This is a genomic window from Kitasatospora sp. NPDC094019, assembly GCF_044764505.1.
Classification (GTDB): domain Bacteria; phylum Actinomycetota; class Actinomycetes; order Streptomycetales; family Streptomycetaceae; genus Kitasatospora.
On the sequence record NZ_JBIWIF010000013.1, the window covers coordinates 168532 to 194859 of the forward strand.

Annotated in this window: 22 protein-coding genes and 1 pseudogene; 9 read left to right on the top strand and 14 right to left on the bottom strand. The window is 74.9% G+C overall.

The window, feature by feature from the left end; all coding sequences use genetic code 11:
- Positions 1-141: 141 nt before the first annotated feature.
- From ACIQ9P_RS27145 to ACIQ9P_RS27155, 3 genes and pseudogenes are all read right to left on the bottom strand, one after another.
- Positions 142-441: a DUF4193 domain-containing protein gene (locus ACIQ9P_RS27145; RefSeq protein ID WP_402361362.1), complete on the bottom strand. Its 300-nt coding sequence runs from the start codon at positions 439-441 to the stop codon at positions 142-144.
- A 219-nt stretch (positions 442-660) separates the two neighbouring features.
- Positions 661-1284, bottom strand: a pseudogene (locus ACIQ9P_RS27150) (bifunctional 5,10-methylene-tetrahydrofolate dehydrogenase/5,10-methylene-tetrahydrofolate cyclohydrolase); the annotation flags it as partial.
- A complete protein-coding gene (locus tag ACIQ9P_RS27155; RefSeq protein ID WP_402361365.1) occupies positions 1275-4265 on the bottom strand; it encodes an AfsR/SARP family transcriptional regulator in 2991 nt (996 codons plus the stop codon). The pseudogene ACIQ9P_RS27150 and the gene ACIQ9P_RS27155, both read right to left, overlap by 10 nt.
- A 269-nt stretch (positions 4266-4534) precedes the next feature.
- Here ACIQ9P_RS27155 and ACIQ9P_RS27160 point away from each other — a divergent pair, with 269 nt between their 5' ends.
- The 3 genes from ACIQ9P_RS27160 to ACIQ9P_RS27170 all read left to right on the top strand — a co-directional run bounded on the left by ACIQ9P_RS27160 (position 4535) and on the right by ACIQ9P_RS27170 (position 6767).
- A complete protein-coding gene (locus tag ACIQ9P_RS27160) occupies positions 4535-5188 on the top strand; it encodes a hypothetical protein (RefSeq protein ID WP_402361368.1) in 654 nt (217 codons plus the stop codon).
- Positions 5189-5296: 108 nt separating this feature from the next.
- On the top strand, positions 5297-5857 hold the full coding sequence (locus tag ACIQ9P_RS27165) for an RICIN domain-containing protein (protein ID WP_402361371.1): 561 nt from the start codon (positions 5297-5299) through the stop codon (positions 5855-5857).
- Positions 5858-6002: 145 nt separating this feature from the next.
- Positions 6003-6767, top strand: a complete 765-nt coding sequence (locus ACIQ9P_RS27170) for a class I SAM-dependent methyltransferase (RefSeq protein WP_402361374.1) — start codon at positions 6003-6005, stop codon at positions 6765-6767.
- 81 nt (positions 6768-6848) lie between these two features.
- On the opposite strand, the gene ACIQ9P_RS27175 is transcribed toward ACIQ9P_RS27170, so the two are convergent.
- The gene (locus tag ACIQ9P_RS27175) at positions 6849-7634 is read right to left on the bottom strand and encodes a VOC family protein (RefSeq protein ID WP_402361376.1); all 786 of its coding nucleotides are present in this window, start codon (positions 7632-7634) and stop codon (positions 6849-6851) included.
- 547 nt (positions 7635-8181) lie between these two features.
- On the opposite strand from ACIQ9P_RS27175, the gene ACIQ9P_RS27180 reads away from it, so the two are divergent.
- Positions 8182-9072, top strand: a complete 891-nt coding sequence (locus ACIQ9P_RS27180) for a phosphatidylinositol-specific phospholipase C (protein ID WP_402361379.1) — start codon at positions 8182-8184, stop codon at positions 9070-9072.
- Between the two features lie 9 nt (positions 9073-9081).
- On the opposite strand, the gene ligA is transcribed toward ACIQ9P_RS27180, so the two are convergent.
- The 4 genes from ligA to ACIQ9P_RS27200 form a co-directional block, all read right to left on the bottom strand.
- Positions 9082-11145: an NAD-dependent DNA ligase LigA gene (gene ligA, locus ACIQ9P_RS27185; protein WP_402361381.1), complete on the bottom strand. Its 2064-nt coding sequence runs from the start codon at positions 11143-11145 to the stop codon at positions 9082-9084.
- A 131-nt stretch (positions 11146-11276) separates the two neighbouring features.
- The gene (locus ACIQ9P_RS27190; RefSeq protein ID WP_402361384.1) at positions 11277-11564 is read right to left on the bottom strand and encodes a hypothetical protein; all 288 of its coding nucleotides are present in this window, start codon (positions 11562-11564) and stop codon (positions 11277-11279) included.
- Between the two features lie 340 nt (positions 11565-11904).
- The gene (locus tag ACIQ9P_RS27195) at positions 11905-12339 is read right to left on the bottom strand and encodes a VOC family protein (protein ID WP_402361386.1); all 435 of its coding nucleotides are present in this window, start codon (positions 12337-12339) and stop codon (positions 11905-11907) included.
- A 173-nt stretch (positions 12340-12512) separates the two neighbouring features.
- Positions 12513-13085 (bottom strand): TetR/AcrR family transcriptional regulator, encoded by a 573-nt coding sequence (locus ACIQ9P_RS27200; RefSeq protein WP_402361388.1) that lies wholly within the window; start codon positions 13083-13085, stop codon positions 12513-12515.
- 95 nt (positions 13086-13180) lie between these two features.
- Between ACIQ9P_RS27200 and ACIQ9P_RS27205 the strand changes: the two genes are divergently transcribed.
- From ACIQ9P_RS27205 to ACIQ9P_RS27215, 3 genes are all read left to right on the top strand, one after another.
- A complete protein-coding gene (locus tag ACIQ9P_RS27205) occupies positions 13181-14710 on the top strand; it encodes an MDR family MFS transporter (RefSeq protein ID WP_402361391.1) in 1530 nt (509 codons plus the stop codon).
- A 65-nt stretch (positions 14711-14775) separates the two neighbouring features.
- Positions 14776-15438 (top strand): SGNH/GDSL hydrolase family protein, encoded by a 663-nt coding sequence (locus ACIQ9P_RS27210; RefSeq protein ID WP_402361394.1) that lies wholly within the window; start codon positions 14776-14778, stop codon positions 15436-15438.
- Between the two features lie 213 nt (positions 15439-15651).
- Entirely contained in the window at positions 15652-16713 is a 1062-nt protein-coding gene (locus ACIQ9P_RS27215; RefSeq protein ID WP_402361397.1) for a methyltransferase, read from the top strand.
- Positions 16714-16880: 167 nt separating this feature from the next.
- Here the strand turns inward: ACIQ9P_RS27215 and ACIQ9P_RS27220 are convergent, their stop codons facing one another.
- Complete coding sequence (locus ACIQ9P_RS27220; protein WP_402361400.1) at positions 16881-17237, bottom strand: VOC family protein; 357 nt, start codon at positions 17235-17237, stop codon at positions 16881-16883.
- A 481-nt stretch (positions 17238-17718) separates the two neighbouring features.
- Between ACIQ9P_RS27220 and ACIQ9P_RS27225 the strand changes: the two genes are divergently transcribed.
- Positions 17719-18141 (top strand): hypothetical protein, encoded by a 423-nt coding sequence (locus tag ACIQ9P_RS27225; RefSeq protein WP_402361403.1) that lies wholly within the window; start codon positions 17719-17721, stop codon positions 18139-18141.
- Between the two features lie 139 nt (positions 18142-18280).
- Complete coding sequence (locus ACIQ9P_RS27230; RefSeq protein ID WP_402361406.1) at positions 18281-19252, top strand: hypothetical protein; 972 nt, start codon at positions 18281-18283, stop codon at positions 19250-19252.
- A gap of 181 nt (positions 19253-19433) precedes the next feature.
- Here ACIQ9P_RS27230 and ACIQ9P_RS27235 read toward each other — a convergent pair whose 3' ends face one another.
- The 5 genes from ACIQ9P_RS27235 to ACIQ9P_RS27255 form a co-directional block, all read right to left on the bottom strand.
- A complete protein-coding gene (locus ACIQ9P_RS27235; protein WP_402361409.1) occupies positions 19434-20111 on the bottom strand; it encodes a Tat pathway signal sequence domain protein in 678 nt (225 codons plus the stop codon).
- A gap of 189 nt (positions 20112-20300) precedes the next feature.
- Positions 20301-23033: a fumarate reductase/succinate dehydrogenase flavoprotein subunit gene (locus ACIQ9P_RS27240; RefSeq protein ID WP_402361412.1), complete on the bottom strand. Its 2733-nt coding sequence runs from the start codon at positions 23031-23033 to the stop codon at positions 20301-20303.
- A complete protein-coding gene (locus tag ACIQ9P_RS27245; RefSeq protein ID WP_402361415.1) occupies positions 23030-23821 on the bottom strand; it encodes an ABC transporter ATP-binding protein in 792 nt (263 codons plus the stop codon). The genes ACIQ9P_RS27240 and ACIQ9P_RS27245 overlap by 4 nt, the downstream gene beginning before the upstream one ends.
- The gene (locus tag ACIQ9P_RS27250) at positions 23818-24876 is read right to left on the bottom strand and encodes an ABC transporter permease (RefSeq protein ID WP_402361418.1); all 1059 of its coding nucleotides are present in this window, start codon (positions 24874-24876) and stop codon (positions 23818-23820) included. The genes ACIQ9P_RS27245 and ACIQ9P_RS27250 overlap by 4 nt, the downstream gene beginning before the upstream one ends.
- Positions 24873-26321, bottom strand: a complete 1449-nt coding sequence (locus ACIQ9P_RS27255; protein WP_402361421.1) for an ABC transporter substrate-binding protein — start codon at positions 26319-26321, stop codon at positions 24873-24875. Before ACIQ9P_RS27255 ends, ACIQ9P_RS27250 begins: the two co-directional genes overlap by 4 nt.
- Positions 26322-26328: the final 7 nt, after the last annotated feature.

Sequence of the window (26328 nt, forward strand, 5' to 3'; positions counted from 1 at the left end):
GGCCCGGGCCGGGCCCGAACCGGGCCATGACCGGAACCGGCCCCGAACCGGAACCGGGCCGGCCGGGCGACCCCGGGCGCCGGCCGGGGAGTCCCGGCCGGCGCCCGGCCGTCCCCGGCCGGCCCGGTCACTGCGCTCCGATCAGGACGCGCACTCGCGGCAGATGGGCCGGCCGTTCTTGTCCTCACCCGCGAGCTGCGCGCGGTGGTGGACCAGGAAGCAGGTCATACACGTGAACTCGTCCGCCTGGAGCGGCACGACCCGCACGGTGAGCTCCTCACCGGACAGGTCGGCGCCCGGCAGCTCCAGCCCTTCAACGGCCTCGGGCTCCACGTCGACCGAGGAGCTCTGCTTGTCGTCCCGCTTGTTCTTCAGAGCCTCGATGCTCTCGTCGCGGCCCTCGTCGCCGGTGTCGCGCGGGGCGTCGTAGTCGGTTGCCATGGTGCTTGTCTTCTCCTTGAGCGTCGCTTCCGGCATCGCATCGTGCCACCTGCCGGCCCACGGAGCATCCGCCGCACGCGAAAACGCGGCCGATCCCACCCGTGGCGCACCACCTTCTCATCTGCCGCCCCGCCGGACGCGCGAAGGCCCACCCTTGATCCACCCATCGGCCGACCCGGCGTCCGTTCCGGCCGACGGATTCCGGTGTCGGGACAGCACGAGCTGACGCTCCGCCGCCTCGACCGTCCGGGCGAGCAGGACGGCGATGGTCATGGGACCGACACCGCCGGGGACGGGAGTGATCAGGTCGGCCCTGCGCCGGGCCCCCTCGAAGTCGACATCCCCGACATGGCCCGAATTGTAGCCCGCGTCGATCATCACGGCACCGGGTTCGATGTCCGCCCCACCGATGAAACACGGCCGTCCGACCGCGGCGACCACGATGTCGGCCTCGCGCACGATCGAGGACAGACCGACGGCCCGGGAATGACAGTGCGTCACCGTGGCGTCCCGGCCGAGCGGGAGCGTCCCCGCGGGCCTGCCCGGAATCGGGCCGCGTCCCACCACGACGGCGTGCTTGCCGGTGAGACCGACGTCATACTCGTCCAGCAGGCGCGTGATCCCACCGGGGGCGCAGGAGACGGAGCCCGGCAGGCCGAACCCCGGCGCCGCGAAGGACCGCGTGGTGACATCGTCGACGTCCTCCTCCGGGGCGCTCGCCCCGGACTCGGTCCGCTCGTCGATGTGCGCCCCCACCGGGTGCTGAAGCAGGGTGCCGTGCACGGCGGGGTTCTCGGACAGCGCGGTGACGGCCTCCACCGGACCGCCGGTGCTCACCGGGGCACGGCGGCGCCGACGGTGCCGGTGGCGGTGACAGCGGCGGGCGGGGTGAAGCCGAGGGAGGTCAGCAGGACGACCGGGGCCCGGTAGTGGGCGGGCAGCTGCTGGTAGAGGTCGAGGGCCACCGCCCAGGAGCGCCGGGCGGCGGCCGGGCGGCCCAGGGCCTGCTGGGCCGCGGCCAGGCCGGCCAGGGAGTTGGCGCGCTGGTCCGGGAAGCCGGTGACGCGCCGGCTGACGGCCAGTGAGCGCGCGAAGTGGCGCAGCGCCTCTCCCGGGCGGCCGGCGGCGTAGTGGGCCAGGCCGACGACGTTCCGCAGGGAGCAGCCGAGGATGCCGTCGTGGAGCCCGAGGTCGGGGGCGAGCAGCCGCTCGGCGCGGGTCCGGGCGGCTTCGAAGCGGCCGAGGAAGGCGTGGACCGCCGCGAGGCTGACCTCGCACAGGCGGACGGTCCAGTCGTCGGCGTCCGGTCCGTCGGCGGGCAGCAGCCGCAGGGCGTTCTCGTAGTGGTCGGCGGCACCGGCGTAGTCGCCGGAGAAGAAGTGGAACGCGCCGAGATTGGCCAGTACCTGTCCCTCGACCGCCGGGGCTCCGGCCGCGCGGACATGGTCGAGGGCCCGTTCGTAGTGGCGGCGCGCCCTGGGCAGGTCGCCGGCGGCGCTCCAGGCGTGGCCCTGGTCGTTGAGGGTGCGCCCGGTGGCGAGCGGGTCGTCCAGGCGGCGGGCGGCCGCGAGCGCGGTGCGGCCGAGGGCCAGGCGTTCGGCGTGCCGGCCGGAGCGGTGGAGGTAGGGCCACACCAGTGCGGGGAGCTTCCAGGCGACTTCGTCGTCCCCGCGCCCGAAGGCGTGGCCGACGGTGGCGACCAGGTTGGCGCGCTGTCCGTCGTACCAGTCCAGTGCCTCCTCCGCGCCGTCGAAGGCCGCGGTGCGCAGGCCCTCGGGCGGCGGCGGGAGCGGTACCCGGGCGCGTCTCGGGGCGAGCAGCGGGGCGGTGGCGGCCGCGCTCCGGTGCAGGCACCAGGCGTACCAGCGCCCGCGGGCCCGGCCGAGGGACTGCTCGCTCTCCTCGTGGGCGCCCCGCTCGGCGGCGAACAGCCGGACCAGGTCGTGGAAGCGGTAGCGGCCGGCGGCGTGTTCGGTGAGGAGGTGGGAGTTCGCCAGCCGGCGCAGGATCCGCGCGCACTCGGCGGCGTCCTGACCGGCGACCGCCTCGGCGACGGGCGCCGAGAGGTCGACCGCGGGGCTCACCGCGAGCAGCCGGAACAGCCGCGCGGCGGGTTCGTCGAGCGCCTGGCAGGAGAGCGCGAAGACCGTGCGCAGCCGGGCGGACGGGCCGTCGCCGTCGGCGTCGAGGACGTCCAGGCGGGTGTCCTCGGCGGCGAGTTCGGCCGCGAGGTCGTCGAGGTCGTGGTGCGGGCGGTCACGCAGCCGGGCGACGGCGAGGCCGACGGCCAACGGGAGGTGGCCGCAGGCGTCGAGCAGCCGGGTGACGGCGTGTTCGCGGACCGCGGCCCGCTCGGCGCCGAGCACCCGGTGGACCAGCGCCCGCCCCTCGGCCGGGCTGAAGTCGTCGAGTTCGATCCGCTCGGCCCCTTCCCGGACCACGAGGCCGGTGAGCCGGTCGCGGCTGGTCACGACCACCGCGCAACCCGGCGTGCCGGGCAGCAGCGGGCGGACCTGTTCGGTGTCGAGCGCGTTGTCGAGCACGATCAGGACCCGGCGGCCGGCCAGTGTGCTGCGGTAGAGCGCGCCCGCCTCGTCGACGCGGCCGGGGACGTCCTCGGGCGGCACACCCAGGGCCCGCAGGAACGCGCCGAGGACGGCGTGCGGGTCCTGCGGGCCCGCCGCCGACCATCCGTGCAGGTCGGCGAAGAGCTGGCCGTCGGGGAAGTGCTCGCGGGCGCGGTGCGACCAGCGCACCGCCAGCGCGGACTTGCCGCCGCCGGGGATGCCGGTGATCACGACCACGGAGGCCGGTGGCGGGCCGACGCCGGCGGGGCCGCTCACGGCCGGACCGCCGGGGACGGCGCCGGGGCCGGGGCCGCCGAGGACGGCGAGGTACCGGTCCATGGAGCCGAGTTGGGCGGTGCGCCCGACGAAGACGGGCAGGTCCCAGGGCAGTTGGGACGGACGCGGGCACGGCGGCGGCCCGGGCGGTGCCGGGGCGAGCGGGTCCGCGGGGCGCGGGTCGCCCCGGCCCCGGTCGGCCGCTCCCAGCAACTCCCGCTGGATGTCCCGGAGCCGGGGCGAAGGATCGAGGCCGAGCTCCTCCGCGAGGCGGTCGGCGTACCGGCGGTAGGCCGCCAGCCCCTCCACGTGCCGGCCGCACCGCGCGAGAGCGGTCAGCAGGTGCCGCACCAGGCCGTCGCGCAGCGGGAACGCGACCACCAGTTCGGTGAGTTCGGTGACGGCGAGCTCGTCCCGGCCGGCCGTCAGCTCGGCCTCGTAGAGCCGCTCCAGGACGACCATCCGGCGCTCCTCCAGGCCGGCCGCGACCGCGGCGAGGGCGCGGCCCGACTGTCCGTCCAGGGCGGGACCGCGCCAGAGAGCCAGGGCCTCGCGCAGCCGCGCGGCCCGGTCGGCGCCCGGTTCGGCCGCCGCGTCCACCAGGGCGGCGAAGCGCAGGGCGTCGACGCTCACGTCCGGCCCGGCGAGGCGGTAGCCCGGTCCCTCGGTGCGGATCGGGGACACCTGTCCGGGGCCGCCGCCGAGGGTCCGGCGCAGCAGGCCGATCATGTTCCGGACCTGGCGGTCGGCGGTGGCCGGCGGGGACTCGTCCCAGACCGCGTCGACCAGCCGCGGCACCGACACGATCCGGTCCGCGTGGGCCACCAGGACCGCCAGCAGGGCCTGTTGGCGCCGACCGCCGACGGCGAGCACGGTGGTGTCCGGAGCCCGGACCTCCAGCGCGCCCAGGATCCCGAACTCCACTCCGCCCCCTCCGCCGGACCGTCCGCCCCGCCCCGCCCCGCGTCGCGGCCGCGGCATGCCCGGTCCGCACAGCGCGGCACGTACGCGGCCGTGTGCCGTACACCGACCGTCAGGTTCGTACACCCGGCGGTGCGGCAGGGCCCATCCTCACCCGGACCACGTGCTGTGTCCATGGCGCCCCAGGTGCCTGTGAAGTGGGTGACGTGATCCACTCATGATGAAATCGTGACGGAGTGGAGCAGGGTTCTCTCCGAGCCGTACGGCGCCCGCCCCGCACCCCGACGGGCGCCGCATCCGGCCGACTCCGTTCCAGAGAGGGAGCCCCCATGACCCCGAACCCCCGCCCGCGCACGCTCCGCCGGGCGATGGCCTCGACCGCCGTCGTCCTCGCCGCCGTCGGTTCGCTCGGCCTGGCCAACGCCACCGGCGCGGCGGCCGCGACCCCGTCGGGACCGCCGAGCGGTACCTGCAACCCGGCCGTGGACACGGTCTGGCACGACGTCCTCAACACGAAGATCGAGCCGACCGTCACCGACTTCTCGGCGGTCAACGTCACCCCCGGCACCACCGGTCAGCGCTACCAGACCCTGACCCGGGTCGACACCGTCACCACCACGGTCAACCGGAACACCGAGATCTCGGCCTCCGCCAGCTTCCTGTTCTTCAAGGTGTCCGCCACGGTCGGCTTCTCCGTCCAGACGACCACCTCGTCCACCACGACCACCACCGCCTCCACCACCTGGAACCTCAACCAGCCCGGCTACTACGGCCTCTACCGCGGCACCCGGAAGGTCTCCGGCGAGTGGGTGGAGTACGCCTGCGCCCGCGCCGGCGCCATCGGCTTCTGGGTGAACACGACCCCGAACGGCAAGGGCACCTACACCACCTTCGAGTACCCGGAGGAGGGCACCGTGTCGTGCGCCTCCCCGGAGCCGGCCGGAACCCTGCGCTACGCCGCCCGGCAGCGGCTCGGCTGCTGACCCCGGTCCAGAACCGCCCCGGACCGGACGGACCGTTCCGGTCCGGTCCGGACACGTCCACCGCGCCCCGCACACTTCTCCGCCCCCAGCCGTGAAAGCGAGTTCACGATGTCCCTGTCGATCCGCCGACTGACCGCGCTCGGCACCACCGCGATCCTCGGCGCCCTGACGCTCGCCGCAGCCCCGACCGCCTCGGCCGGGGACACGGGCAGCAACTACACCTGCGACCCGATCCTGTACCGCATCAAGGCCGCCAACCGCCCCGCGTTCAACGAGCTGGCCCTGACCGTCGCCCTGTCCCCCGGGAACCACGGCTCCGTCATCCAGTACCAGTGGAGCGGCGAGTCCAACCAGAAGTGGCAGGTCTGCCGCAAGCCCGTGTCGGGGGGCCCCGATCAGGTCGTCTTCCGCGACAACTGGCGCCACTGGTGCGCGGGCATCGACCGCGACGGGAGGGCCGCCGGAGTCTGGCTGATCACGGTCGGCTGCAACGACAGCTACGTTCCCGACGAGCAGAAGTTCACGCTCGTCAACGTACCCGGCACCAACTACACCGCGATCAAGGCGGTCAGCTCGGGCAAGTGGCTCGCCGCCCAGACCTTCGACACCAACGGCAGTCAGGTCGTCCTCAGCGACTCGCTCGACCTGTGGGTGCTGGAACTCGCCTGACCGCACCGCACCCGCCGGCACCCGCCGGCAGCGACACCCGCCGGCCGGTGTCCGTCCCGGGCGCCCACGCGCTCGGACGGGCACCGGCCGACGGGTCGTCAGGACCGCTCGCGGCCGACGCCCCGATCGTGCCAGGATGCGAGGCATGTCTGCTCGCGCGCTGGGCTTCGGCGAGATCGCGGAAGCCTACGAGAGGTTCCGGCCCGGCTACCCCGAGGAGGTCGCCCGGCTGGTGGAGGCGTACGCGGACCGGCCGGTCCGCACCGCCGTGGAGATCGGTGCCGGAACGGGCAAGGCCACCCGCCTGTTCGCCGCGCGCGGGATCGCGGTCACCGCGACCGATCCCGACCCCGCCATGCTCGCCGAACTGCGCCGGACCGCGCCCGCGAACGTGACGGTCGTGCGGGCCGCGTTCGAGGACCTGCGGCCGGGCCGGACCTACGGACTGGTCTACGCGGCGTCGGCCCTGCACTGGACCCGCCCGGAAGGCCGGTGGCCGCGGGTGGCCGCGCTCCTGGAGCCGGGCGGGGTGTTCGCGTCGTTCGCCGGGGTGGTCGAACCGGCCGACCCGGCCGTCGAGGCGTCCGTGCGGGCGGCCCGCACCCCGTTCCTGGAGAGCGACGACGTACCGTCCCCCGACGGGACCGCCCCGGACGCGCCGATGCAGTGGCCGGGCACGGAGCTGGAGCGGTCGCCGCTGTTCCACGACGTCCGGCAGGCCGTCGTGGCGCGGAGCTGGACCGCGAGCGCCGCCGACTACCTCGGCCACCTGTCGACGGTCTCGGCCTACCTGCAACTGCCGCCGGAGAAGCGCCGGCAGACCTTCGAGGCGATCGCGGGCGTCCTGCCCCGCACGCTCGCGATCACCGCCGACGTCGTGGTCCACCTCGCGCGGCGCCGGTCGGGGTGAACGCGGCGCCGCCCCCACCCGGACCGCCGCGCTCGCCCGGATCGCCGTCCTCGCCCGGATCGCCGCTGCCGGGCCCGGGCGTCAGGCCCGAACGCTCCTGAGGACGGCGAACGGCGCCCCGAACGGATCCAGCACCATCCCGAGCCGTCCCACACCCTCGGCGTCCATGGCGGGGATGATCACGGTGGCACCGAGTTCCCGGGCCCGGGCCAGGGCGGCCTCGCAGTCCTCGACCTCGAAGTAGGGGTGCCATTCGGAGGTCGATCCGGCGTCCAGGTGCATCTGCTGCAGCTCCAGGATGCCGCCGTGCGCCGTCGCCCCGGCTCCGCCCGGCGCGACGATGCTGTAGACGAGGCCGCCGCCCATCGGCCGGTCCTCGCTCCCCCAGGCCAGGACACTGCCGTAGAAGTCCTTCGCGGCCGCGCTGTCGGTGGTGTACAGCTCGATCCAGCTCACGCTGCCGGGCTCGTCGACGAGCTCCAGGCCGTCCCTGTCACGCGGTTCCCAGACCGCGAACTCGGCGCCGGTCGGGTCCGTGAACCCGGCCGTCCGCCCAGCCGTGAAGACCTCCGCCGGCGGGAACCGGACCACGCCGCCCGCCTTCTCGACGGCCCTGGTGGTGGCGTCGGCGTCCGCGGTGCGGAAGTACACCGTCCACGCGGAACCCGCCCCCTCCTCGGTCAGCGGGCCGACGGCGGCCACCGTCCGGTCGCCCTTCCGCAGGAAGCCGTAGCCCCCGGCCTCCGGCCCGGCGGACGCGAACTCCCAGCCGAACAAGCCCCGGTAGAAAGCCACGGCCGCTTCGACGTCGGGTGTCCCCAGGTCGAGCCAGTTCAGCCCGCCCGGGAGCCGTGTGGAGGTCAGCATCTGGTGCTCCTGTCGTGAGTGGTCTCGGTCCCGTCCGGGGCCGGTGTCCCGGGAACCTGCCACGAGCGTGGCAGCCCGTCCCGCTCCGCGCGGCGCACCGGTCCCACGGAATCAGCCGTTCGGCCCTGCCGGTGGAGTACCGGGGCCGGTCATTCACTGTATGGATCCAGGTTATTGGCGACCTCCACAGTTGACTGTTCTTCAGCAACGAATTGCTTGACCATGAGCCAATTCGATCAACTCCTCTGTCATGTTCTAGCCAGCGTTCTTGATCCCGGAACGCCATGACCCCTAGCCGGCCCGACCGGGCCGGTGCCACCACCACCGAGCCCCCGCCGGGGCGGCGCCGTCAGGGCCCGCCCCGGCGGTGTCGTCGTCGGCCGGAGCCCCGGCAGAGCACCGCACAGTTCAGCACCCGCGCCCCCGCCTCTGGGCAAACCGGGGCGGGGTGCCGACAATGGGCATGTCAGTCGTTTCTCCCGTTCCGTCCCTTTCCCCACCCACCCAACGGGGGTGCCGCGCCGTGTCCTTGACCATGCGTACGACGATGAGCCGACGGGCCTTCGCCCGCGGGGCCGTCCTGGGAGCGCTCGCCGCGAGCGGCCTGGCGGTCGGGGCGCCGGGCGCCCGGGCGGCCGACGTACCGGGTGGCGCCGACTGGCTGCGGGCCGTCGATCCGCAGCTGTCGCTCGCCCGGCTCACGCTGCCGGGCACGCACGACACCTGCTCGCTGTACGGCGGGCCGCTGACCCGGACCCAGACCCTGGCGCTGCCGGAGCAGCTGGCGGCCGGGGTGCGGTTCCTCGACATCCGCTGCCGGGCGATCGACGGCGTGCTCGCGATCCACCACGGGCCGGTCTTCCAGCAGACCTTCTTCGGCGACGTGCTCAACCAGTGCCGGGACTTCCTCGCCGCGCACCCCGGCGAGGCGCTGCTGATGCGGGTCAAGCAGGAGTACTCCACCGTCCCCGACAGCGAGTTCGGCGCGCTCTTCGCCGACTACCAGCGGCGCTGGCCGGGGCTGTTCCGGACCGAGGACCGGATTCCCGCGATCGGCGAGGTGCGCGGCCGGATCGTCCTGCTGGCCGACAACTCCGGCCTCCCGGGCATCCGCTGGGGCGGCGGGCGCACCGACATCGAGGACGACTACGACATCGGCACGATCTTCGAGGTCGACTCGCGCAAGTGGCCCGAGGTCTCCGCCCACCTGACCGCCGCCCGGGGCGCCACCGACCCGCAGCGGCTGTTCCTCACCTTCACCTCCAGCTCCGGCTGGGGGCTGTGGCCCCAGCAGGCGGCCGACGCGATCACGCCCAGGCTGCGCGGCTACCTCGGCGGTCTGGACCGCTCCACCCGCCCGGTCCTGGGCACCGTCCCGACGGACTTCGTGACCGCCGACCTGGCGCGCTCGCTCTACGCGCTGAACTTCGGCGCCTGAGCGGGCCTTTCAGCCCTGCGGCAGGTGCTCGGCCACCAGGACCGCGAACTCCTCGGGGGTGACGACCCGAATGCCCAGCTCCTCCGCCTTGGCGCGCTTGGACCCCGCCTTCTCACCGGCGACCAGCAGGGTGGTGCGCTTGGACACGGACGAGGACGCCTTGCCGCCCGCGCGTTCGACGAGCTCGTTCATCTCGTTGCGGGAGAGCGCGGCGAGCGCTCCGGTCATGCTGCCGGTGACGACCACCGCCTCGCCGGTGAGCGGGCCGCCGACGGCCGCCGTCACCGGCTCGTCCCCCGGCCCGGCGACGGCGGCCGCCGCGGGCGCCCGGGGCTCGGTGACGGCCGTGCCGACCTGCTGGGCCGCGAGCCGGTCCAGCAGCGGGGCGAGCCCGGCGAGTTCGGAGACGATCAGCCGGGCCTTCTCCGGTCCGATGCCGTCGACCCCCGCCAGGGTGTCGGCGTCCGCGGCGCGGATCGCCGCCATCGAGCCGAAGTGGGCGGCGATCCGCCGGGACATGGTGCGCCCGGTGCCGCGCACGCCGAGCGCGCAGAACACCCGGCCGAGCGGGCGGGCGCGGGCCTCCTCGACGGCGGCGAGCAGGTTGTCGGTGCTGGTGTCCCCCATCCGGTCCAGGGCGAGGAGCTGCTCGCGGGTGAGGGTGAAGAGGTCCGCGATATCGGCGACCAGCCCGGATTCGACCAGCTGGACGGCGCGGGTGCCGCCGAGGCCCTCGATGTCGAGCTGGTCGCGGCCGGCCGCGTAGATCACGGACGCGACGGCCTGGCAGTTGCGGCCGCGCGCGCAGCGCCAGCGCTGCTCGGAGGTGTCGATGGTGTCGCCGCAGCGGGGGCAGACCTCCGGGAAGACGATCGGGCGCTCGTCGCCGGTGCGCTGCTCGGTCAGCGGGGCCTCGACGCGCGGGATGACGTCCCCGGCGCGGTGGACGAAGACCTGATCGTTGATCATGAGGCCGCGCCGGGTGATGTCGGCCGGGTTGTGGAGGGTGGCGTAGGTGATGGTGACGCCGTCGATGACCACGGGTTCGAGGACGGCGCGGGGGGCGATGATGCCGGTGCGGCCGACGTTCCACTCGACGTCGAGCAGCCGGGTGACCTTGTGCTCGGCGGCGAGCTTGCGGGCCACCGCCCAACGCGGCGCGCGGGAGCCCGAACCGGCGTCGCGCTGGTCGGCGGCGGCGTCGGCCTTGACCACGACGCCGTCGATGCCGAAGGGCAGCGCGGCGCGCAGGGCGACGATCTCCTCGATCCGGCGCTGCGCCTCCACGGTGGTCGCGCAGCGCCGGGGGTGGGCGGCGGTGCTGGCGGCGGTGTTGGCGCCGAGGGCGGCGAGCCGCTCCAGCAGGGCGCTGTGGGTGAGGTCCGGGTCGAGGCCGACGGCGCCGTAGGCGAAGAAGGTCAGTTCGACCCGGTAGGGGCGGTCCTTGGCCCGCAGGGTGCCGGCCGCTCCGCTGCGGGGGTGGGCGAACGGCTCCGCGCCGTGATCGGCGCGGAGCCGGTTGGCCGCCTCGAACTGCTCCCGGGTGAGCAGGACCTCGCCGCGCAGCTCGACGTCGACGGGTTCGGTCAGCGCGGCAGGCAGGCCGAGGACGGCGTCGGCGGCGTGGCTGATGTCCTCGCCGGCGAGGCCGTCGCCCCGGGTGAGGACCTGCTGCAGGCGTCCGGCCCGGTAGCGGGCGGCCACCGCCAGGCCGTCGAGCTTGGGTTCGACGCACCACGCGGCCACGGGGCGGCCCAGCCGCCGCTCCAGCCCGGCCGCCCAGGCGTCCAGTTCCTCGGCGGAGAACACGTTGTCGAGCGACAGCATCGGCACGCTGTGCGGCACATCCCCGACGACCGCCCCACCGGCGACCTTCCCGGTGGGCGAGTCGGGCAGCACCTCGTCCGGGTGCGCCTCCTCGTACACCGCGACGGCGCGCACCAGGGCGTCGTACTCGTCGTCCCCGAGCGGGGTGGTCCCGTCGCCGTAGTACGCGGCGGCGGCGCGCACGGCGGCGGCCACGGCCTCGGCGTAGGCGGACGGGGAGGACAGCGGAGCGGATGCGTCGATCATGGCAGCATCATCGCCCCCACCACCGACAATGCCGCCCCCGCCGTGCGTGGTCGGCGGGGGCGGGTGGTGCGTTCACACCCGTCCGGATCCGTCGGTGGGTCACCGAGGGACGGGCGGGTGCGGTGTCCGCGTCAGAGGGCGAGGACGACGCGGACCTTGTAGTTGCCGAAGGGCGGGAAGCCCGACGCGAGGTAGCAGACCGCCGCGGTCCGGTAGCCCTGGTTGGTGTAGTAGATGTACAGACTGACGGCCGCGGCCTCGCAAGTCGCGATCTCCGGGAAGGGTCCCACGTCGAACGAGACGGAGCTCGTCAGTTCGGTGGTGGGCGCGGGCGCGGCGACCGCGGCGGGGGCCGCCAGGGCACCCCCGCCGAACGCGATCACCGCACCGGTCACGATTGCGGCAAGCCTCTTCTTCATCCTTGTCCCCGTTTCTGTTTCGTCCCCCCGCTGGCCGGGGCCGGCCTGTCCACGCTCTGCGCTCACCGGCACCTCGGGCAGGGAGCGCGTTTCCCCGGCGTGGACGGGAGAAGCCTGTCACCGGCTCCTCCGGGGGAGGAACGTTCGTTCAGGCCACAGTCGGGGCGGCCGGGGCATGCCGCGAAGGTCCCGTCTGCCCGGGAACGCACGTCCCGCACGTGCCTGTGGCACGCGCGGGACGGGGCGTGGAACGGCGCCCGGGCCGCAAGAGGCCCCGGGCGCCGCGTGGTCCGGTGTCGAGCGCCGACGGAATACCGCGGCGGCGGGGCCGGACGGAGGGTCAGTCGAGGCAGAACTCGTTGCCCTCGACGTCCTGCATCACGAGGCAGGACTCGTTGAAGCCGTCGGCGCGCAGCAGGTAGAGGAAGGTCCCGCCGAGGGCCTCCAGGCGGGCGCACTCGGCCTCCAGGGCGGCTATGCGCTCCTCGCCGGCGAGGCCGGTGCCGACGCGGACGTCCAGGTGCAGCCGGTTCTTGACGACCTTGCCCTCGGGGACGCGCTGGAAGTAGAGGCGCGGGCCCACGCGTTCGGGGTCCTGGGCGACGAAACCGGCGCCCTGGCGCTCGGCCGGCAGGCTGCGGTCGTAGTCGGCCCAGGAGTCGAAGCCCTCCGGCGGCGGGGGGACGACGTAGCCCAGTACCTCGCACCAGAACCGCGCGACCCGTTCGGGTTCCGCGCAGTCGAAGGTGATCTGGACCTGCTTGACCGATGCCATCCGTCCTCCGTCGCCCACCGTGCCGCTGTCCACCGGGGCTCTCCCCCGGTGACCGTTCACGGCGGGTGAGCCTGCCACAGGGCCGGTCCGGGCTCAAACGGTTTTCCCGACGGCGCGGCGGGGCCCGGCTGGCGGGGTGGGGCGGGGAACAGCCGGGCCCGGCGGGCGGGGTGTCAGCGGAGCAGGGGGAGGAAGACCGTGTCGACGATCTCCTCCAGGGCCTCGTCGGGGACGGGCGCGAAGGTCGTCATGATGTCGTGGCGCAGCAGGTCGAACGGGAGGGACTTGAGCCGCGGGGTGAGGTGTTCGGGCCGGACCTCGCCGCGGGCGGCGGCGCGGGCGAAGAGTTCGTCGAGGGCTTCGGCACGGCCGGTCACCAGGGGGTCGCGCAGCTCGGCGGGGTTGGTACCGGTCTCGCGGTGGAAGTCGGCCAGACGCAGGTTCATCACGGTGACGAGGCGGACCCGGGCCGGGGAGTTGAGCTCGCGCAGCAGGGTCAGCACGTCGCCGCGCAGGGTGCCGGTGTCGGGGAGGAGGACCGGGTCGACCTTGAGGGTGTGGGCGACGGCGGCGCGCACGAGTTCCTCCCGGTTGGCCCAGCGGCGGTAGAGGACGGGTGGGCTGGTGCCCGCGCGCTTGACGACGGCGTCCATGGTGAAGCGGGCGTAGCCGTGGTCCGCGAGTTCCTCCCAGGCGGCGTCGAGGAGTGCCTTCTCCAGTGCCGGTCCGCGGCGTCGTTCGGCCATGTACTCCTCCTTTGGAAAGACTTGCCTTTCTTATCCTAGCGCCCTAGCCTGACGCTCGTAAGATAGACGAACGTATCTTAAGGTGGCTCTCGCCCATGAACACTCCCGACCCGCCCCGGTCCGACCGCGTGGACCCCGCCGTGTGGCGGATGGCGGTCACCCTCATCGTGGGCGCGCTCGCCGTCGTCCTGGACACCACGATCGTCAGCGTCGCCCTCGACGATCTGACGAAGGACCTCGCCGCCCCGCTGTCCACCGTCCAGTGGGTGGGCACCGGATACCTGCTGGCCGTCTTCGTCACCGTCCCGGTCGCCGGCTGGGCGCAGGCGCGGTTCGGCGGCCGCCGGCTGTGGATCGCGGCCCTCGGCGGTTTCCTGCTCGGCTCGCTGCTGAGCGCGCTGGCGTGGGACGCGCCGAGCCTGATCGCCTTCCGCGTCCTCCAGGGCGGCGCGGCGGGCATCCTGATGCCGCTCATGGCCACCCTGCTGGTGCAGGCGGCCGGGGGTCGCGCCATCGGAAAGGTGATGGCGATCATCACCGTGCCGACCGCGCTCGGCCCGATCCTCGGGCCCGTCCTCGGCGGTCTGATCCTGCACCTGGCCGACTGGCGCTGGCTGTTCCTGGTCAACCTCCCCTTCTGCGCCGTCGGGGCCTGGCTCGCCCGGCGCAATCTGCCGGACGACCGGCCCGGACCGGACCGACCCGGCGCGCCGCTGGACACGATCGGCCTGCTCCTGCTCTCCCCCGGGTGCGCCGCCCTGGTGTACGGCCTGTCCCGGGTCGAGGGCAGCGCGTCCCTCACCGACGCCGCGGTCCTCGCCCCGACGGCGGTCGGGCTCGCCCTGGTCGGCGGCTTCGTCGCCCGGGCGCCGCGCCGCGCCGGGGCCCCGCTCGTCGACGTCCGGCTGCTGCGCCGGCGTGCGGTGGCCTCCTCCGCCGGGCTGCTGTTCCTCGGCGGCGTCTCGCTGTACGGCTCGATGATGCTGCTCCCCCTGTACTTCCAGCAGGTCCGGGGCACGGACGCGCTCGGAGCGGGGCTGCTGCTCGTCCCGCAGGGCGTCGGCGCGCTCCTGGCGCGCGGGCTGGCGGGACGCTACACCGACCGCGTCGGCCCGCGCGGGGTCGCCACGGGGGCGTTCGTCCTGGTCGGCGTGACGACCGTGCCGTTCGCCCTCGTCACCGCCGGGACCGCGACCTGGTTGCTGCCGGCCGCGCTGTTCGTCCGCGGCCTCGCCCTGGGAGCCGCCATGATCGCGCCGATGGGGGCCGCCTACATCGGACTGGAGCGGGCGGAGGTCCCCGACGCCAGCATGATCACCCGCCTCGCGCAGCAGCTCGGTGGCTCGGTCGGCATCGCCCTGCTCACCGTCGTGCTCCAGCACGGCACGGCCGGCACCCGCACGCCCGCCGCGCTGGCCGAGGGCTTCGGCACCGCGTTCGGGTGGGCGGTGCTGCTCACCGTCGCGGCCGTGCCGCTCTGCCTGCTGCTGCCGGGCCGCCCCGTACCGGCGGACGGTGATGCCGGTACCGGTACCGGCGCCGGTACCGGTGACACCCCCGACACCGCGACCGGGACGGACGGGGCGGGCGCGGCCGCCGCGGCGAGCAGCACCGCCGAGGTCTGAAACGCGCGATTCCGGCAACGCTCCCCCGCGGGCAGCCGCCTCCGTTCCCCCTTGAAGGAGAAAGCATGACGATCACCCTCCGCCCGGGCAGCACCGTGATGTTCACCGGGGACTCGATCACCGACGGCGCGCGCCGCGCGAGCGAGGACGGCCTCGGGTTCGGCTACCCGCCCCGGGTCGCGGCCGGGTGGGGGCGCCTGCACCCCGACCGGCCCGTGACCTGGCTGAACACCGGGATCGCGGGCCACAAGGTGAGCGATCTGGAGGCCCGCTGGCGGACGGACGTGCTCGACGCGCGCCCGGACGTGGTGACGGTCCTGGTCGGCGTCAACGACACGGGCTGGCAGACGACGGCACCGGACGGCCGTCCGATCCCCGCCGCCGAGTTCGCGGCCGGCTACGACCGGCTGCTCGCCCCACTGGCCGCGGCGGGCACCGAGCTGATCCTCGTCGAACCGTTCCTGCTCGCGGTCGGCGGCACCGTCCGGGCCGGGCACGGGGTGGTCGACGACGCCGTGCGGAAGCTGTGGCGGGCCGATCTGGACGAGAAGATCGACGCCGTCCACGGACTCGCCCGCGCGTACGACGCGCACCTGCTGGCCGCGGACGCGATGTTCACCGGGCTCGCCGGGCGGACCGGACCCGAGTACTGGTCGGCCGACGGCGTACACCCGACGGACGCCGGTCATGCCGCCCTCGCCGAAGCCTGGCTGCGCCTGGTCGAGTGAGCCGGGGCGCGGAACGGCGGGCACCCGGACGACAGCGATCGCGGCAGGGGCCGGGCGGACCGATCGGGGTGGGCGCCGGACCCGCATCGGTCGCGGTGCGCGTCGGACCGGATCCGTCGCGGTGGGTGTCGGGACGGTTACCCATGGGCAGCATGCGGGCGGACGGCCGGGCAGCGGCGTCCACGACACCGGGACCAGCAGCAGGAGGACGACATGACTCACGACGACGGTCGGGCGATCGACGGGCGGGCCGGGGCGGGCGAGTGGGAGGAGGCACTGCGGGCCTCCGCCGCCTTCCTCGTCGACGAGGCGCTCGGCTTCCTGTTCCCCGCCGCGCTCCGGGCCGCCGCCGAGATAGGGGTGGCCGACCACCTCGCGGCCGGGCCCGCCCTCCCCGCCGACCTCGCCGCCGCGACCGGCACGGACGCCCGCAACCTGCACCGGGTGCTGCGGCTGCTCGCCACCCGGGGCATCGTGACCGAGGACGCGCAGGGCCGCTTCGCCCTGACCGAGGCCGGGCAGGCCCTGCGGAGCGACGTCCCGCACTCCGCGCGGACGGCGATCGGGATGCTGACCGACCGCACCATGTGGGGGCCCGCCGGAGAGCTGACGCACTGTCTGACCGAGGGCACCGCCGCCTTCGAGAAGCTCTTCGGTATGCCGTTCTTCGACCACTTCGCCAAGGACGAGCGGACCGCCGCGGTCTTCCACGTCGGCATGGCCGCGATGTCCGACCCGGAGAACGCCCCGATCGCGGCCGCCTACGACTTCCCCGCGAGCGGAACCGTCGTGGACATCGGCGGCGGCCACGGCGGCCTGCTGCTGGAGGTGCTGCGCCGCAACCCCGGCCTGGAGGGCGTGCTCTACGACCGCTCGCACGTCCTGGCCGGGAACCGGCTGGACGCGCAACGGGACGTCGCGGGCCGCTGGACGCCGCAGGACGGCGACTTCTTCTCCTCCGTTCCGTCGGGCGACGTCCATCTGCTCAAGCGGATCACCCACGACTGGGACGACGACACCTGCGTGACCCTGCTCGGCCACTGCCGGCGCGCCCTGCGTCCGGGCGGCCGGGTCCTGGTGCTGGACGCGGTGGTGCCGCCGGGCGACGGACCCCACCAGTCGAAGACGCTGGACCTGATGATGATGGCCTCGCTCAGCGGGCGCGAGCGGACCGAGGCCGACTTCGCGGAGCTCTTCGGGCGGGCCGGTCTGCGCCTGTCCCGGGTGATCCCGACCTCGACGGTGCTGTCGGTGGTCGAGGGCGTCGCGGCCTGAGCCGACCTGACGGGCGAACAGTCGAACGGGCGAACCGGCGAACAGACCCACAGGCACACAGGCACACACAGCACGGACGGACGGGAGCAGACCGCCCTCGGCCCGCTCCCGTCCCGCGCGACACCGGGAGGGCCCGGCCGCCGGGACGGTCCGCCCGCCGCGACGGCTCAGCCGGCCGGCTGCCAGAGTTCGATCCGGTTGCCCTCCGGGTCGGTGACCCAGCCGAACCGCCCGACCCCCTCCATCTCCTGCACCTCCCCCGCGATGTCGGCACCCACGGCCCGGAGCTGGGCCAGCATCGCGTCGAGGTCGCGAACGCGGAAGTTCAGCATGCTCTGCTGGCCGCGGTCCCCGAAGTAGTCGGTGTCGGCCTCGAAGGCCGCGAACACGGTCGGCCCCTGCTCCTGCCGCCACAAGCCGTGCTCGTCGGTGTCCAGGCCCAGGCTCTCGCGGTACCAGGCCGTCAGGGCGGCCGGGTCGGCGGCGCGCAGGAAGTAGCCGCCGATACCGAGGACGCGTTCCATGGTGCGGTTCCTGTTCTGTCGGGGTGGGGCGATGGCGGCCCATCCTCGCACCGGTGGAGCCGCCGCCGGCCGATGGCCGACGCCTGCGGCGCGTTCCCCCCGGCGCCGGAATATTGAATTCCACTTCCGGAGCCACAGCGAATTCCACTGCCCGAGTGAGCTGAAAATCCGTCAGAAGTACCCCCACTGCGGATCACCCCCGGCGAATACGGAAAGCGGGGAGCAATCGAACGAATCGCCCGCGATCCGGAATCCCGGCGTCTCACGATTGGTCCAGACCATTTCTCAAACCCCAGCTCAGCGGCCCGCGGCCGGGTGAGACGTCTCAAAGCCCGCTTCCCCCCTCCAATCGGCCCGGTCGTTCCGGCACAGTCGTTCTCGTCGGGCGGTGCACAGCCCGGAACCGATCCGGGAAATCCACCGGCGCCCCAACGGCGAAGGCGCGCGGCAATTCCCGAACCACCGATGGAGAGGCATGAACATGAAGAAGAAGATCGCTGCCGGCGTACTCGCCGCGGCCACCCTGGGCTCGGTGCTGCTCGGCGCCTCCGCGCCGGCCTTCGCCAGCAGCGGCGGCTGCGTGAGCGGCGACGCGTGCCTCTACTACAGCCAGAACCTCCAGGGTGCCAAGTTCGGCAAGGGCGAGTTCGGCAACTACGACGGCAACTTCGGTGGCGGCGGCGCCGGCAACGGCCAGCCCGTCCTGAACAACGCCGCCTCGGTGTGGAACCTGGACCACTACCACAACCTCCGGGTCCACTACCGCGAGTTCAGCATCCGCGACAGCGGCCCGAGCCAGTTCGTCCCGCACGACCAGTGGGTGAACCTGGGCAACGTGTCCTGGAACGGCGGCACGATCAACATGCGCAACAACAACCACTCGCAGAGCTGGGAAACCCTCTAGCCAACCACCGACCCGGGTGCCGGGCCCCGTTCACCGGGGCCCGGCACCCGGGTCGCACCCTCTCCGCCGAACCACCTGCCGAACCACCCCCGCCGAACCGCCCGCGGCACCGCGCGGGCGGGTGCCCGAGGAGCCCCGCATGACACCCCCGCGCCGCGGCCGCCCGCTGCCGACCCTGCTGCTGACCGCCGCTCTGACCGCCGCCCTGGCCATGACCGCCGGCTGCGCCTCGGGTCCCGCCGCGACCACCGCCGCGCCGCGGTCCACCACCCTCGCCCCGATGGAGCCACCCCCGATCGGGGACGTCCCCCGGCTGAGCCGGGTCGACGACCGCGCCCTGCCGATCGAGGCGTACCTGCTGAGCGGGGAGCAGTTCCGGCAGCTCGACGCGGCCCAGGGCGTCCTGGCCACCCGCTGCGTCCGGGGATTCGGCCTGGACTACTCCGCGCCGACCCCGACCGCGCCCACCACCACCCAGACCACCCACCGGTACGACCCGGTCGAGATCTCCGACGTCGCCGCGAACGGCTACCACTCGCCGGACCCGGACCGCGGGAAGAAGCCGGGCACGGCGCCGTCCGTCGGGCCCGACGTCACCGCCGTGCTCGGCGCCGGCCTCGGCCCGGACGGCAGGCCCGCCCCCGGCACCGCCACCGAGTACCGGGGCAGGCAGCTGCCGTCCGGCGGGTGCATCGCGGACGCGCAGCGGCAGCTGGCCGCGCGCGGCGGCACCGGACGCGACGCCGAGGTCGCGGTGGGGGTCAACTACGAGGGCTTCGACCGCTCCCGGCAGGACCCGCGGGTGGTGGCGGTCTTCCGGGACTGGTCCGGCTGCATGGCCGAGCGCGGCCACTCCTACGGCACGCCCGGGGACGCCCTGAAGGACCCGCGCTGGGGTGCCGCCGCGACCCCGTCGGCCGAGGAGATCGCCACCGCGACCGCGGACGTCGAGTGCAAGGCCCGGGTCAATGTGGTGGGCGTCTGGTTCACCGTCGAGTCGGCGTACGAGCAGGAGCTGATCCGGCAGCGGTTGCCGGAGCTGACCACCGCGAAGGCCGCCAACGACGCGATGCTGGCGGTCGCGGCCTCGGTGACGGCCGCCGGCACCTGAGCCGGGTGCCGTAGTTCCCGGCGGAGAGTGCGAGGGTCGGCGGCCGGCGCTCGCCGTCCGGGTCGGTGCCGCCCGGGTCGACGCGGTGGGGGCCGGCCCGGGGCGCGCGTCCGGGCGCGTCCGGCAGACGTGCGAGCGCCCCGGTCCCGGCTCGGGACCGGGGCGCCGCCGGCGCGTTCCGTCAGTTGACCTGGACCACCGGGGAACCGGCCCGGCTGGAGTCGGCCAGCGGGCCGTACGTCGCCGAGAAGTAGCCCTCGCCCGGACAGAGGCCCGAGCCGCCGCTCTTGACGAAGTGCTCGTTGCGGAAGGCCAGGGTGTGGGTGGCGTTGTCGGAGCTGCCCGTGAAGGCGCCACTGAGCTGGTAGGTGCAGGTGAGGGTGCCGAACCAGCTGTTCAGCACCGCCGTCGCCTGGATCGGGCCGGCCGCGCCGCCCGCCAGTACGACGGGCCCGCCGCCGAGCGAGAGGCCGTAGGCGAGGTTGCCGACCGTGAGGCTCTTCACCGAGGTGACGCCGGTGACGTTGGCCGTGCAGGAGGCGAAGCTCATGCCGGTCAACGAGGCGGTCGCCGTGCCCGGCGCGTCGGGGTTGGTCAGGGCCCGGGCGGTGAACGGCGAGACGCCGCAGGTCACGCCGGTGGCGCCGGTGGTGGCCGAGTAGAAGGTGGCCTTGGTCCCGGCGGCGAGCGGCGCCACCAGGATGTCGCCCGCGGCCACGGCCGGGCCGGCGGCGTCGCCGGTGGTCAGCACCGGGACGGCGGCGACCGGGGCGGCGGCGGGGACGGCGGACGCCGGGAGGGCGCCGACGGCCAGGGTCGTGGCGGCCGCGGCCAGGGCAAGGCAGGTGCGGATACGCATGGGGGCCTCGTTCTCGGTGGGGGACGGCGAGCGGGCATGCTTCCGGAGCCCCCGCGGGGGGCTGAGGTGGGGTTTTCCGGGAGCTGACTACGTTGTAGAGCCGTGTCCATGCACCGTCAAGGGTCCGCGCGCGGCTTGTTGACGATTCGTCAGCAAGCCGCGCGCGGCCTCCGGGCCGTCCCCGGGCGGTCAGCCGCCCGCCGCCGGGGCGGCCGCGGCCGCCGCCACCGGCCGACGCGGGAGCGCCAGCCTGGCGTACGCGCGGACGTCCGCGTCGGAATCGGCGAGCCGCTCCCGCAGCGCCGCCGCCACCTCCGGCTCCCCCGACCGGGCCGCGAGGGCCCGCACCGCGGCCTTCCGCACGTCGGCCTCCCCGTCGTCCAGCAGACCCAGCAGCGGCGGCACTTCACCCGCGACCGCGAGCGCGGCGGCGGCCGCGGCCCGGATCCGCCAGGACTCCGCCGTCGTCGCGCCGACGGCGATCGCGGCCAGCTCCGGCGGGCAGCCGATCCCGGCGGCCCCGGTGAGGGCGGCGGCCCGGACCAGCGGATCCGGGTCGGCCGCGAGCGTCACCAGGGCGGGGCCGCCCACGGGGTCGCCGACGGTACCGAGCCCCTCCGCCACCGCCACCCGGACCTCCCGGGCCCGGTCCCCGGCAGCGCCCGCCAGCGCGGCGGCGTCGTCCAGCGCGACCAGGCCGCGCACCGCCTGGAGCCGCACCGGCACGACGGCGTCGGCCAGGGCGGCGGCGAACCGCCGGGCGGTGCCGGTGCGCAGCACCCGGGCGAGTTCCAGCGCGCCGGCCCGGACCACGGGGTCGGGCGAATCCGCGCCGAGGTCGAGGGCGGGGCCGAGCTCCGGTCCGTCCAGCACCTCGGCGAGTTCGCGCAGTCCGGCGACGGCGGCGGCCCGGACCGTGCCGTCGGTGTCCGCCAGGGCCCGGGCCAGCGCGGGGCCGGTGCCGGGCGGGGCGTGCTCGGTCAGCACGGTGAGCGCGGTGCGGCGCACCTCGGCCGCCGAATCGGTGAGGAAGCCGGCCAGCCGGTCGAGGGTGGGCCGGGCCTCGGCGGTCCGCAGCAGGTCGAGCAGGCGGGGCGAGGACGGGGCCGGGGCGGCGGCGGTGACGGGCGCGGAGCCGGTCGCCCGGGCGGGGGCGGCCTCGGGGGCGCGGCCGACCGGCTCCGGGTGGACCTCGCCGAGCACGGTGACCGGGAGCGCGGGCGGTTCCAGGCCCTCGACGGGGACGAGGTAGGGGTGGACCGGGCGGGTGAGGAACTCCATCGCCCCGTCGGCGTTCCGGCGCAGGTTGAGGTGGCTGAACCAGCGCTCGTCGTCCTGTGCGGGGTGGTCGGTGCGCTGGTGGTAGAGGCCCCAGCGGCTCTCGGTGCGGGCGAGCGAGGAGCGGGCGGCCATCTCGGCGCAGTCCCGGATGAAGTCGACCTCGACGGCGCGCATCAGCTCGTGCGGGGTCCGGGCTCCCATCGCCGCGATCTCCCCGCGCATCCGGTCGAGGTGGTCCAGGACCAGGGAGAGCCGGGCGCCGGTCTTCGGCGGGGCGATGTAGTCGTTGACGAACCGCCGGAGCTTGTACTCGACCTGCGCCTGCGGCGGCCCGTCGGGGTTGCGCAGCGGCCGGTAGGCGAGGGCGTGGGCGGCCTCGACCTGGTCCTGCGGCAGTTCGGCGCGGTCGGCCGGGAGGTGGGCGGCAGCGTGGGTGCCGGCGAGGTCGCCGAAAACGAAGGCGCCGATCATGTAGTTGTGCGGGACGCATGCGAGGTCGCCGGCGGCGTAGAGGCCGGGGACGGTGGTGGCGGCGTTCTCGTCGACCTGGACGCCGGAGGCGGAGTGTCCGCCGCAGAGGCCGATCTCGGAGATGTGCATCTCGATGTCGTGGGTGCGGTAGTCGTGGCCGCGTCCGGCGTGGAAGGTGCCGCGGGTGGGGCGTTCGGTGGTGTGCAGGATGGATTCGAGCGCCTGCACGGTCTCCTCCGGCAGGTGGGTGGTGCGCAGGAACACCGGGCCCCGGTCGGAGGCGACCTCGGCGGCGAACTCCGCCATCATCCGGCCGGACCAGTAGTCGGAGTCGACGAAGCGCTCGCCGTGCCGGTTGACCTGGTAGCCGCCGAAGGGGTTGGCGACGTAGGCGCAGGCGGGGCCGTTGTAGTCCTTGATCAGCGGGTTGATCTGGAAGCACTCGATGCCGCTGAGTTCGGCGCCGGCGTGGTAGGCCATGGCGTAACCGTCGCCGGCGTTGGTGGGGTTCTCGTAGGTGCCGTAGAGGTAGCCGCTCGCGGGCAGGCCGAGGCGGCCGCAGGGGCCGGTGGCGAGGACGACGGCGCCGGCCGACACGGTGACGAAGCCTCCGTCGCGGGTGTCGAACCCGGCGGCGCCCACCGCCCGGCCGCCGGCGGTGAGGACCCGGATCGGCATCACCCGGTTCTCGATGGTGATCCGCTCTCGCAGCCGCCGCTCCCGCAGCACCCGGTAGAGGACCTTCTTGACGTCCTTGCCCTCCGGCATCGGCAGCACGTAGCTGCCGGAACGGTGGACCTGGCGCACCTGGTACTCGCCGTGCTCGTCCTTCTCGAACTTCACCCCGTAGCCCTCCAGGCGCCGGACCATGGCGAAGCCCCGGGTGGCGGTCCGGCGGACGGTGCGCTGGTCGACGATGCCGTCGTTGGCGCGGGTGATCTCGGCGACGTAGTCGTCCGGGTCGGCGCGGCCGGGGACGACGGCGTTGTTGACGCCGTCCATGCCCATGGCCAGCGCGCCGGAGTGCCGGACGTGGGCCTTCTCCAGCAGCAGGACGCGCGCCCCGGCCTCGGCGGCGCTGATCGCGGCCATCGAACCGGCGGTGCCGCCGCCGACCACCAGGACGTCGCAGCTCAGCTGCCGGGTGTCGGCGAGGTCGGGGATCCTCATCGGGTGCCTTTCTCGGGCGGGGTCGGGACGGGGCCGGCGAGCAGGTCCAGCAGTTGCCCGCGCAGGGCGCGCAGGGCCGGGGCGGTGCGGGCCGCCGGGTCCGTGCGGGCGGCGGGGTCACGGGGATGCGGGACGTCGTGGACGGCGGCGAGGGTGCCCCCGCCGAGGACGGCGACCCGGTCGCCGAGCAGCAGGGCCTCGTCGACGTCGTGGGTGACGAGGACGACGGTGCAGCCCTCGCGCTCCCGCACGGTCAGCAGCAGGCGCTGCATCTCGGCGCGGGTGCCGGCGTCGAGCGCGCCGAACGGTTCGTCCATCAGGACGGCGCGGGGCGCGCCGACCAGGGCGCGGGCGAGCTGGACGCGCTGGCGCTGGCCGCCGGACAGTTCGCGGGGCAGCCGCCGTTCGAGTCCGTCCAGGCCGACCAGCCGGATCCACTCGGCCACCGGGGCGCGGCGGCGGGCCCGCGGGGTGCGCCGGACGGTCAGCGGGAGTTCGACGTTGCGCCGGACGCTGCGCCAGGGCAGCAGGCCGTCCTCCTGGAAGACGAGGGCCCGTTCGGCGCCCGGTCCGCGCAGCGGCCGTCCGTCGGCGAGGAGTTCGCCGCCGGTCGGGGCGAGCAGGCCGGCCAGGGCGCGCAGCAGGGTGGACTTGCCACCGCCGGAGGGGCCGAGCACGGTGAGCAGTTCGCCCGGCGCCACGTCGAGGTCGACGCCGTCGAGCACGGGGGGTCCGGGGTGGCCGGGGTGGCCGAGCCGCAGGTCCCTGGCGGTCAGTCGCAGGCTCATGTCCGCACCTCCGTGGGGCCGGGCGTCGGGGCGGTGGCCGACCGGACGGGTGCCGGGGCCGGGGCTGCGGTCGACGGGGCGGGCGGCGGGGCGATGGCCGACGGGGCCGGGGTCGACGGGGCGGGCGGCGGGGCGATGGCCGGCGGGGCGGGCGCGGTGGTCGTCCGGCCCGGTGCCGCCGACCCGGTCGGGGGCAGCCAGGCGGTGAGCCGGCGGCCGAGGAGCTCGACGGCGCCGGAGGTGACCCGGCCCAGCACCCCGATCGTCGCCATGCCGACGAACACGCCCGGGTAGTCGAGCACGGTGTACGCGGACCAGGTCCGGTAGCCGACGCCGAACTGCCCGGACACCATCTCGGCGGAGATGACGCAGATCCAGGCGACGCCGAGCCCGACCGACAGACCGCCGGTGATCCCGGGCAGGGCGCCGGGCAGGACGACGCTCCGCAGCACCCGGGCCCGGCCCGCGCCCATGGTGCGCACGGCCTCCTCCCACAGCGGGGGGACGGCCCGAACGGCGTGCCGGGTGGCGACCAGGACGGGGAAGAAGGCGGCGGTGCCGGTGATGAAGACGATGCCCTGCTCGTTCTCGGGGAAGAGCATGATCGCGACCGGCACCAGCGCGATCGCCGGGATCGGGCGGACCAGCTCCAGGACCGGTCCGAGCAGGTCGGCGGCCCAGCGGGAGCGGGCGGTCAGCACTCCGGCGGCGACCCCGAGCAGGGCGGCCAGCAGGAAGCCGCAGCCGATCCGCCGCAGGCTGTCGGCGAGGTCGTGCCAGTACTCGTCGGTACCGATCCGGCGGACCAGGGCCTGGCCGACCTGGACGGCGGTGGGCAGTTGGTCGAACCGCAGCCAGAACCGGACCTTCCACGCGGTCAGCAGCTGCCAGAGCCCGGCGAAGGCGAGCAGGGCGAGCCCCTGCCGGGTCCGGCGCGCGGCCCGGGCGCCCCGCGCGCCGGACCGGGGCCGGCGGGCGGCGGGACCGGCCGGGCGCCCGGCGGGAACGCCGGCGGGAGGTGCGGCGGCCCGGGGGGCCTCCGGTGGCGCGGTCACGCGGCCTCCAGGGCTTCCTGGTAGGAGAGCCGGCGGCCCTCCGGGTGGGCGGCCAGGTACGCGGCGGCGCCGTCCTCGGTGGTGAAGGGCAGCAGCGCGTCGCCGTCGCGCACCCACTGGTCCTTGTCGGCGAACCAGCGGGTCCCGGTGGCGGCGTCGGGGACGTAGGCGGCGCGGGCCTCGCGGCCGGGTGCCTTCAGCGCGCGCAGCAGGCAGCGGGGATCGGCGGCCGGGTGAGTGGCGTCCTCGCCCTCGTACCAGACCTCGCCGGCCAGCCGGGGGTCGGTGACGGGGCGTCCGCAGATCTCGTCGGTGCCGGAGATCCGGGCCGGCGGGACGGTGGGGAGGGCGGCCTGCGCCTGGTAGGACGGGTCGACGAAGCGCTCGACGTCCAGGGCCTTGAGGACGCCGACCGAACGGAGGAAGGGCACGTCCGCGCGCAGGGCGTCCAGCAGCCCCTGGTCCAGCGGGGTGGCGAAGGTCGCGATGCCGTTGGGGCCGTTGTAGAGGTGCACCACCTCGGGCGGCAGACCGGTGGCGTCGGCGACCTTCCGGCTCGCGTCGAGCGGGTGCTCGTTCAGGTACCGGGTCGCGTCGGCCTGGGCCTGGAGGAAGGCCCGGACGACGGCGGGGTGCCCGGTGCCGTACGCCTGGCGGATCACCACGCCGTGCAGGGTGGGGCGGCCGAGCGCGGCGCCGTCGTAGAGCAGCCGGCCCTCCCCGGCGAAGACCACGGCGCCGGGCCAGGCGACGAACTGGGCCAGCGCGTCGACGCTGCCGGCCTTGAGCGCGGAGGCGCCGACGGCGGGCTGCTGGTTCTGCTTCTGGATCTCGCCCTCCGCCACTCCGGCCCGGGCGAGCGCCTGGACCAGGGTGCCGTCGGCGGCGGAGCCGACCGAGGTCGACACCTTGCGGCCCTTGAGGTCGGCCAGCGTGTGCGCTGGCGAACCGGTCGGCACCACGACGGAGTTGAGCGCGCCGAGCAGGTTGTATCCGGTGACGGAGACCAGCCGGGTCCCGGGGCCGCCCGCGTCCTGGGCGCGCGAGCCGTTGATGAGCAGCGGGTAGTCACCCATCGATCCGATGTCGATCTTGCCGGCGAGCATCTGCGCGGTGATCGGCGCCCCGGAGTCGTAGTCCTGCCAGGTGACCCGGTACCGGTGGCCGTCGGCGCGGCCCTGTTCGGCGAGTCGTTGTTCGAGGTAGCCCTGGACCCGCAGCAGGGTGCCGGCGGTCACGGTGTTGATGGTCTTCGACTGGTAGCCGACGACCACCTCGACCGTCCCGGCGTCGGCGGAGGCGGCGGAACAGGCGGTGGCGGCGGTCAGCGCGGCGGCGGCGAGCAGGGCCGCCGCGACGCGTCGCGGCGGGGCGGTGGCGCCGGCGGTGGCTTCGGCAGTGACCCCGGCGGTGGCCCCGGCGGTGGCGCGGGCGTTGGAAGGCATCCGGCGC

Coding starts and splice junctions, on each gene's coding strand:
- ACIQ9P_RS27160 (WP_402361368.1), top strand. CDS start 4,535: ATGACCCCGAACCCCCGCCCGCGCACGCTCCGCCGGGCGATGGCCTCG.
- ACIQ9P_RS27195 (WP_402361386.1), bottom strand. CDS start 12,339: ATGGCATCGGTCAAGCAGGTCCAGATCACCTTCGACTGCGCGGAACCC.
- ACIQ9P_RS27220 (WP_402361400.1), bottom strand. CDS start 17,237: ATGGAACGCGTCCTCGGTATCGGCGGCTACTTCCTGCGCGCCGCCGAC.
- ACIQ9P_RS27165 (WP_402361371.1), top strand. CDS start 5,297: ATGTCCCTGTCGATCCGCCGACTGACCGCGCTCGGCACCACCGCGATC.
- ACIQ9P_RS27230 (WP_402361406.1), top strand. CDS start 18,281: ATGACACCCCCGCGCCGCGGCCGCCCGCTGCCGACCCTGCTGCTGACC.
- ACIQ9P_RS27245 (WP_402361415.1), bottom strand. CDS start 23,821: ATGAGCCTGCGACTGACCGCCAGGGACCTGCGGCTCGGCCACCCCGGC.
- ligA (WP_402361381.1), bottom strand. CDS start 11,145: ATGATCGACGCATCCGCTCCGCTGTCCTCCCCGTCCGCCTACGCCGAG.
- ACIQ9P_RS27190 (WP_402361384.1), bottom strand. CDS start 11,564: ATGAAGAAGAGGCTTGCCGCAATCGTGACCGGTGCGGTGATCGCGTTC.
- ACIQ9P_RS27145 (WP_402361362.1), bottom strand. CDS start 441: ATGGCAACCGACTACGACGCCCCGCGCGACACCGGCGACGAGGGCCGC.
- ACIQ9P_RS27225 (WP_402361403.1), top strand. CDS start 17,719: ATGAAGAAGAAGATCGCTGCCGGCGTACTCGCCGCGGCCACCCTGGGC.
- ACIQ9P_RS27180 (WP_402361379.1), top strand. CDS start 8,182: ATGAGCCGACGGGCCTTCGCCCGCGGGGCCGTCCTGGGAGCGCTCGCC.
- ACIQ9P_RS27240 (WP_402361412.1), bottom strand. CDS start 23,033: ATGAGGATCCCCGACCTCGCCGACACCCGGCAGCTGAGCTGCGACGTC.
- ACIQ9P_RS27175 (WP_402361376.1), bottom strand. CDS start 7,634: ATGCTGACCTCCACACGGCTCCCGGGCGGGCTGAACTGGCTCGACCTG.
- ACIQ9P_RS27215 (WP_402361397.1), top strand. CDS start 15,652: ATGACTCACGACGACGGTCGGGCGATCGACGGGCGGGCCGGGGCGGGC.
- ACIQ9P_RS27235 (WP_402361409.1), bottom strand. CDS start 20,111: ATGCGTATCCGCACCTGCCTTGCCCTGGCCGCGGCCGCCACGACCCTG.
- ACIQ9P_RS27155 (WP_402361365.1), bottom strand. CDS start 4,265: ATGCCGCGGCCGCGACGCGGGGCGGGGCGGGGCGGACGGTCCGGCGGA.
- ACIQ9P_RS27210 (WP_402361394.1), top strand. CDS start 14,776: ATGACGATCACCCTCCGCCCGGGCAGCACCGTGATGTTCACCGGGGAC.
- ACIQ9P_RS27255 (WP_402361421.1), bottom strand. CDS start 26,321: ATGCCTTCCAACGCCCGCGCCACCGCCGGGGCCACCGCCGGGGTCACT.
- ACIQ9P_RS27170 (WP_402361374.1), top strand. CDS start 6,003: ATGTCTGCTCGCGCGCTGGGCTTCGGCGAGATCGCGGAAGCCTACGAG.
- ACIQ9P_RS27200 (WP_402361388.1), bottom strand. CDS start 13,085: ATGGCCGAACGACGCCGCGGACCGGCACTGGAGAAGGCACTCCTCGAC.
- ACIQ9P_RS27205 (WP_402361391.1), top strand. CDS start 13,181: ATGAACACTCCCGACCCGCCCCGGTCCGACCGCGTGGACCCCGCCGTG.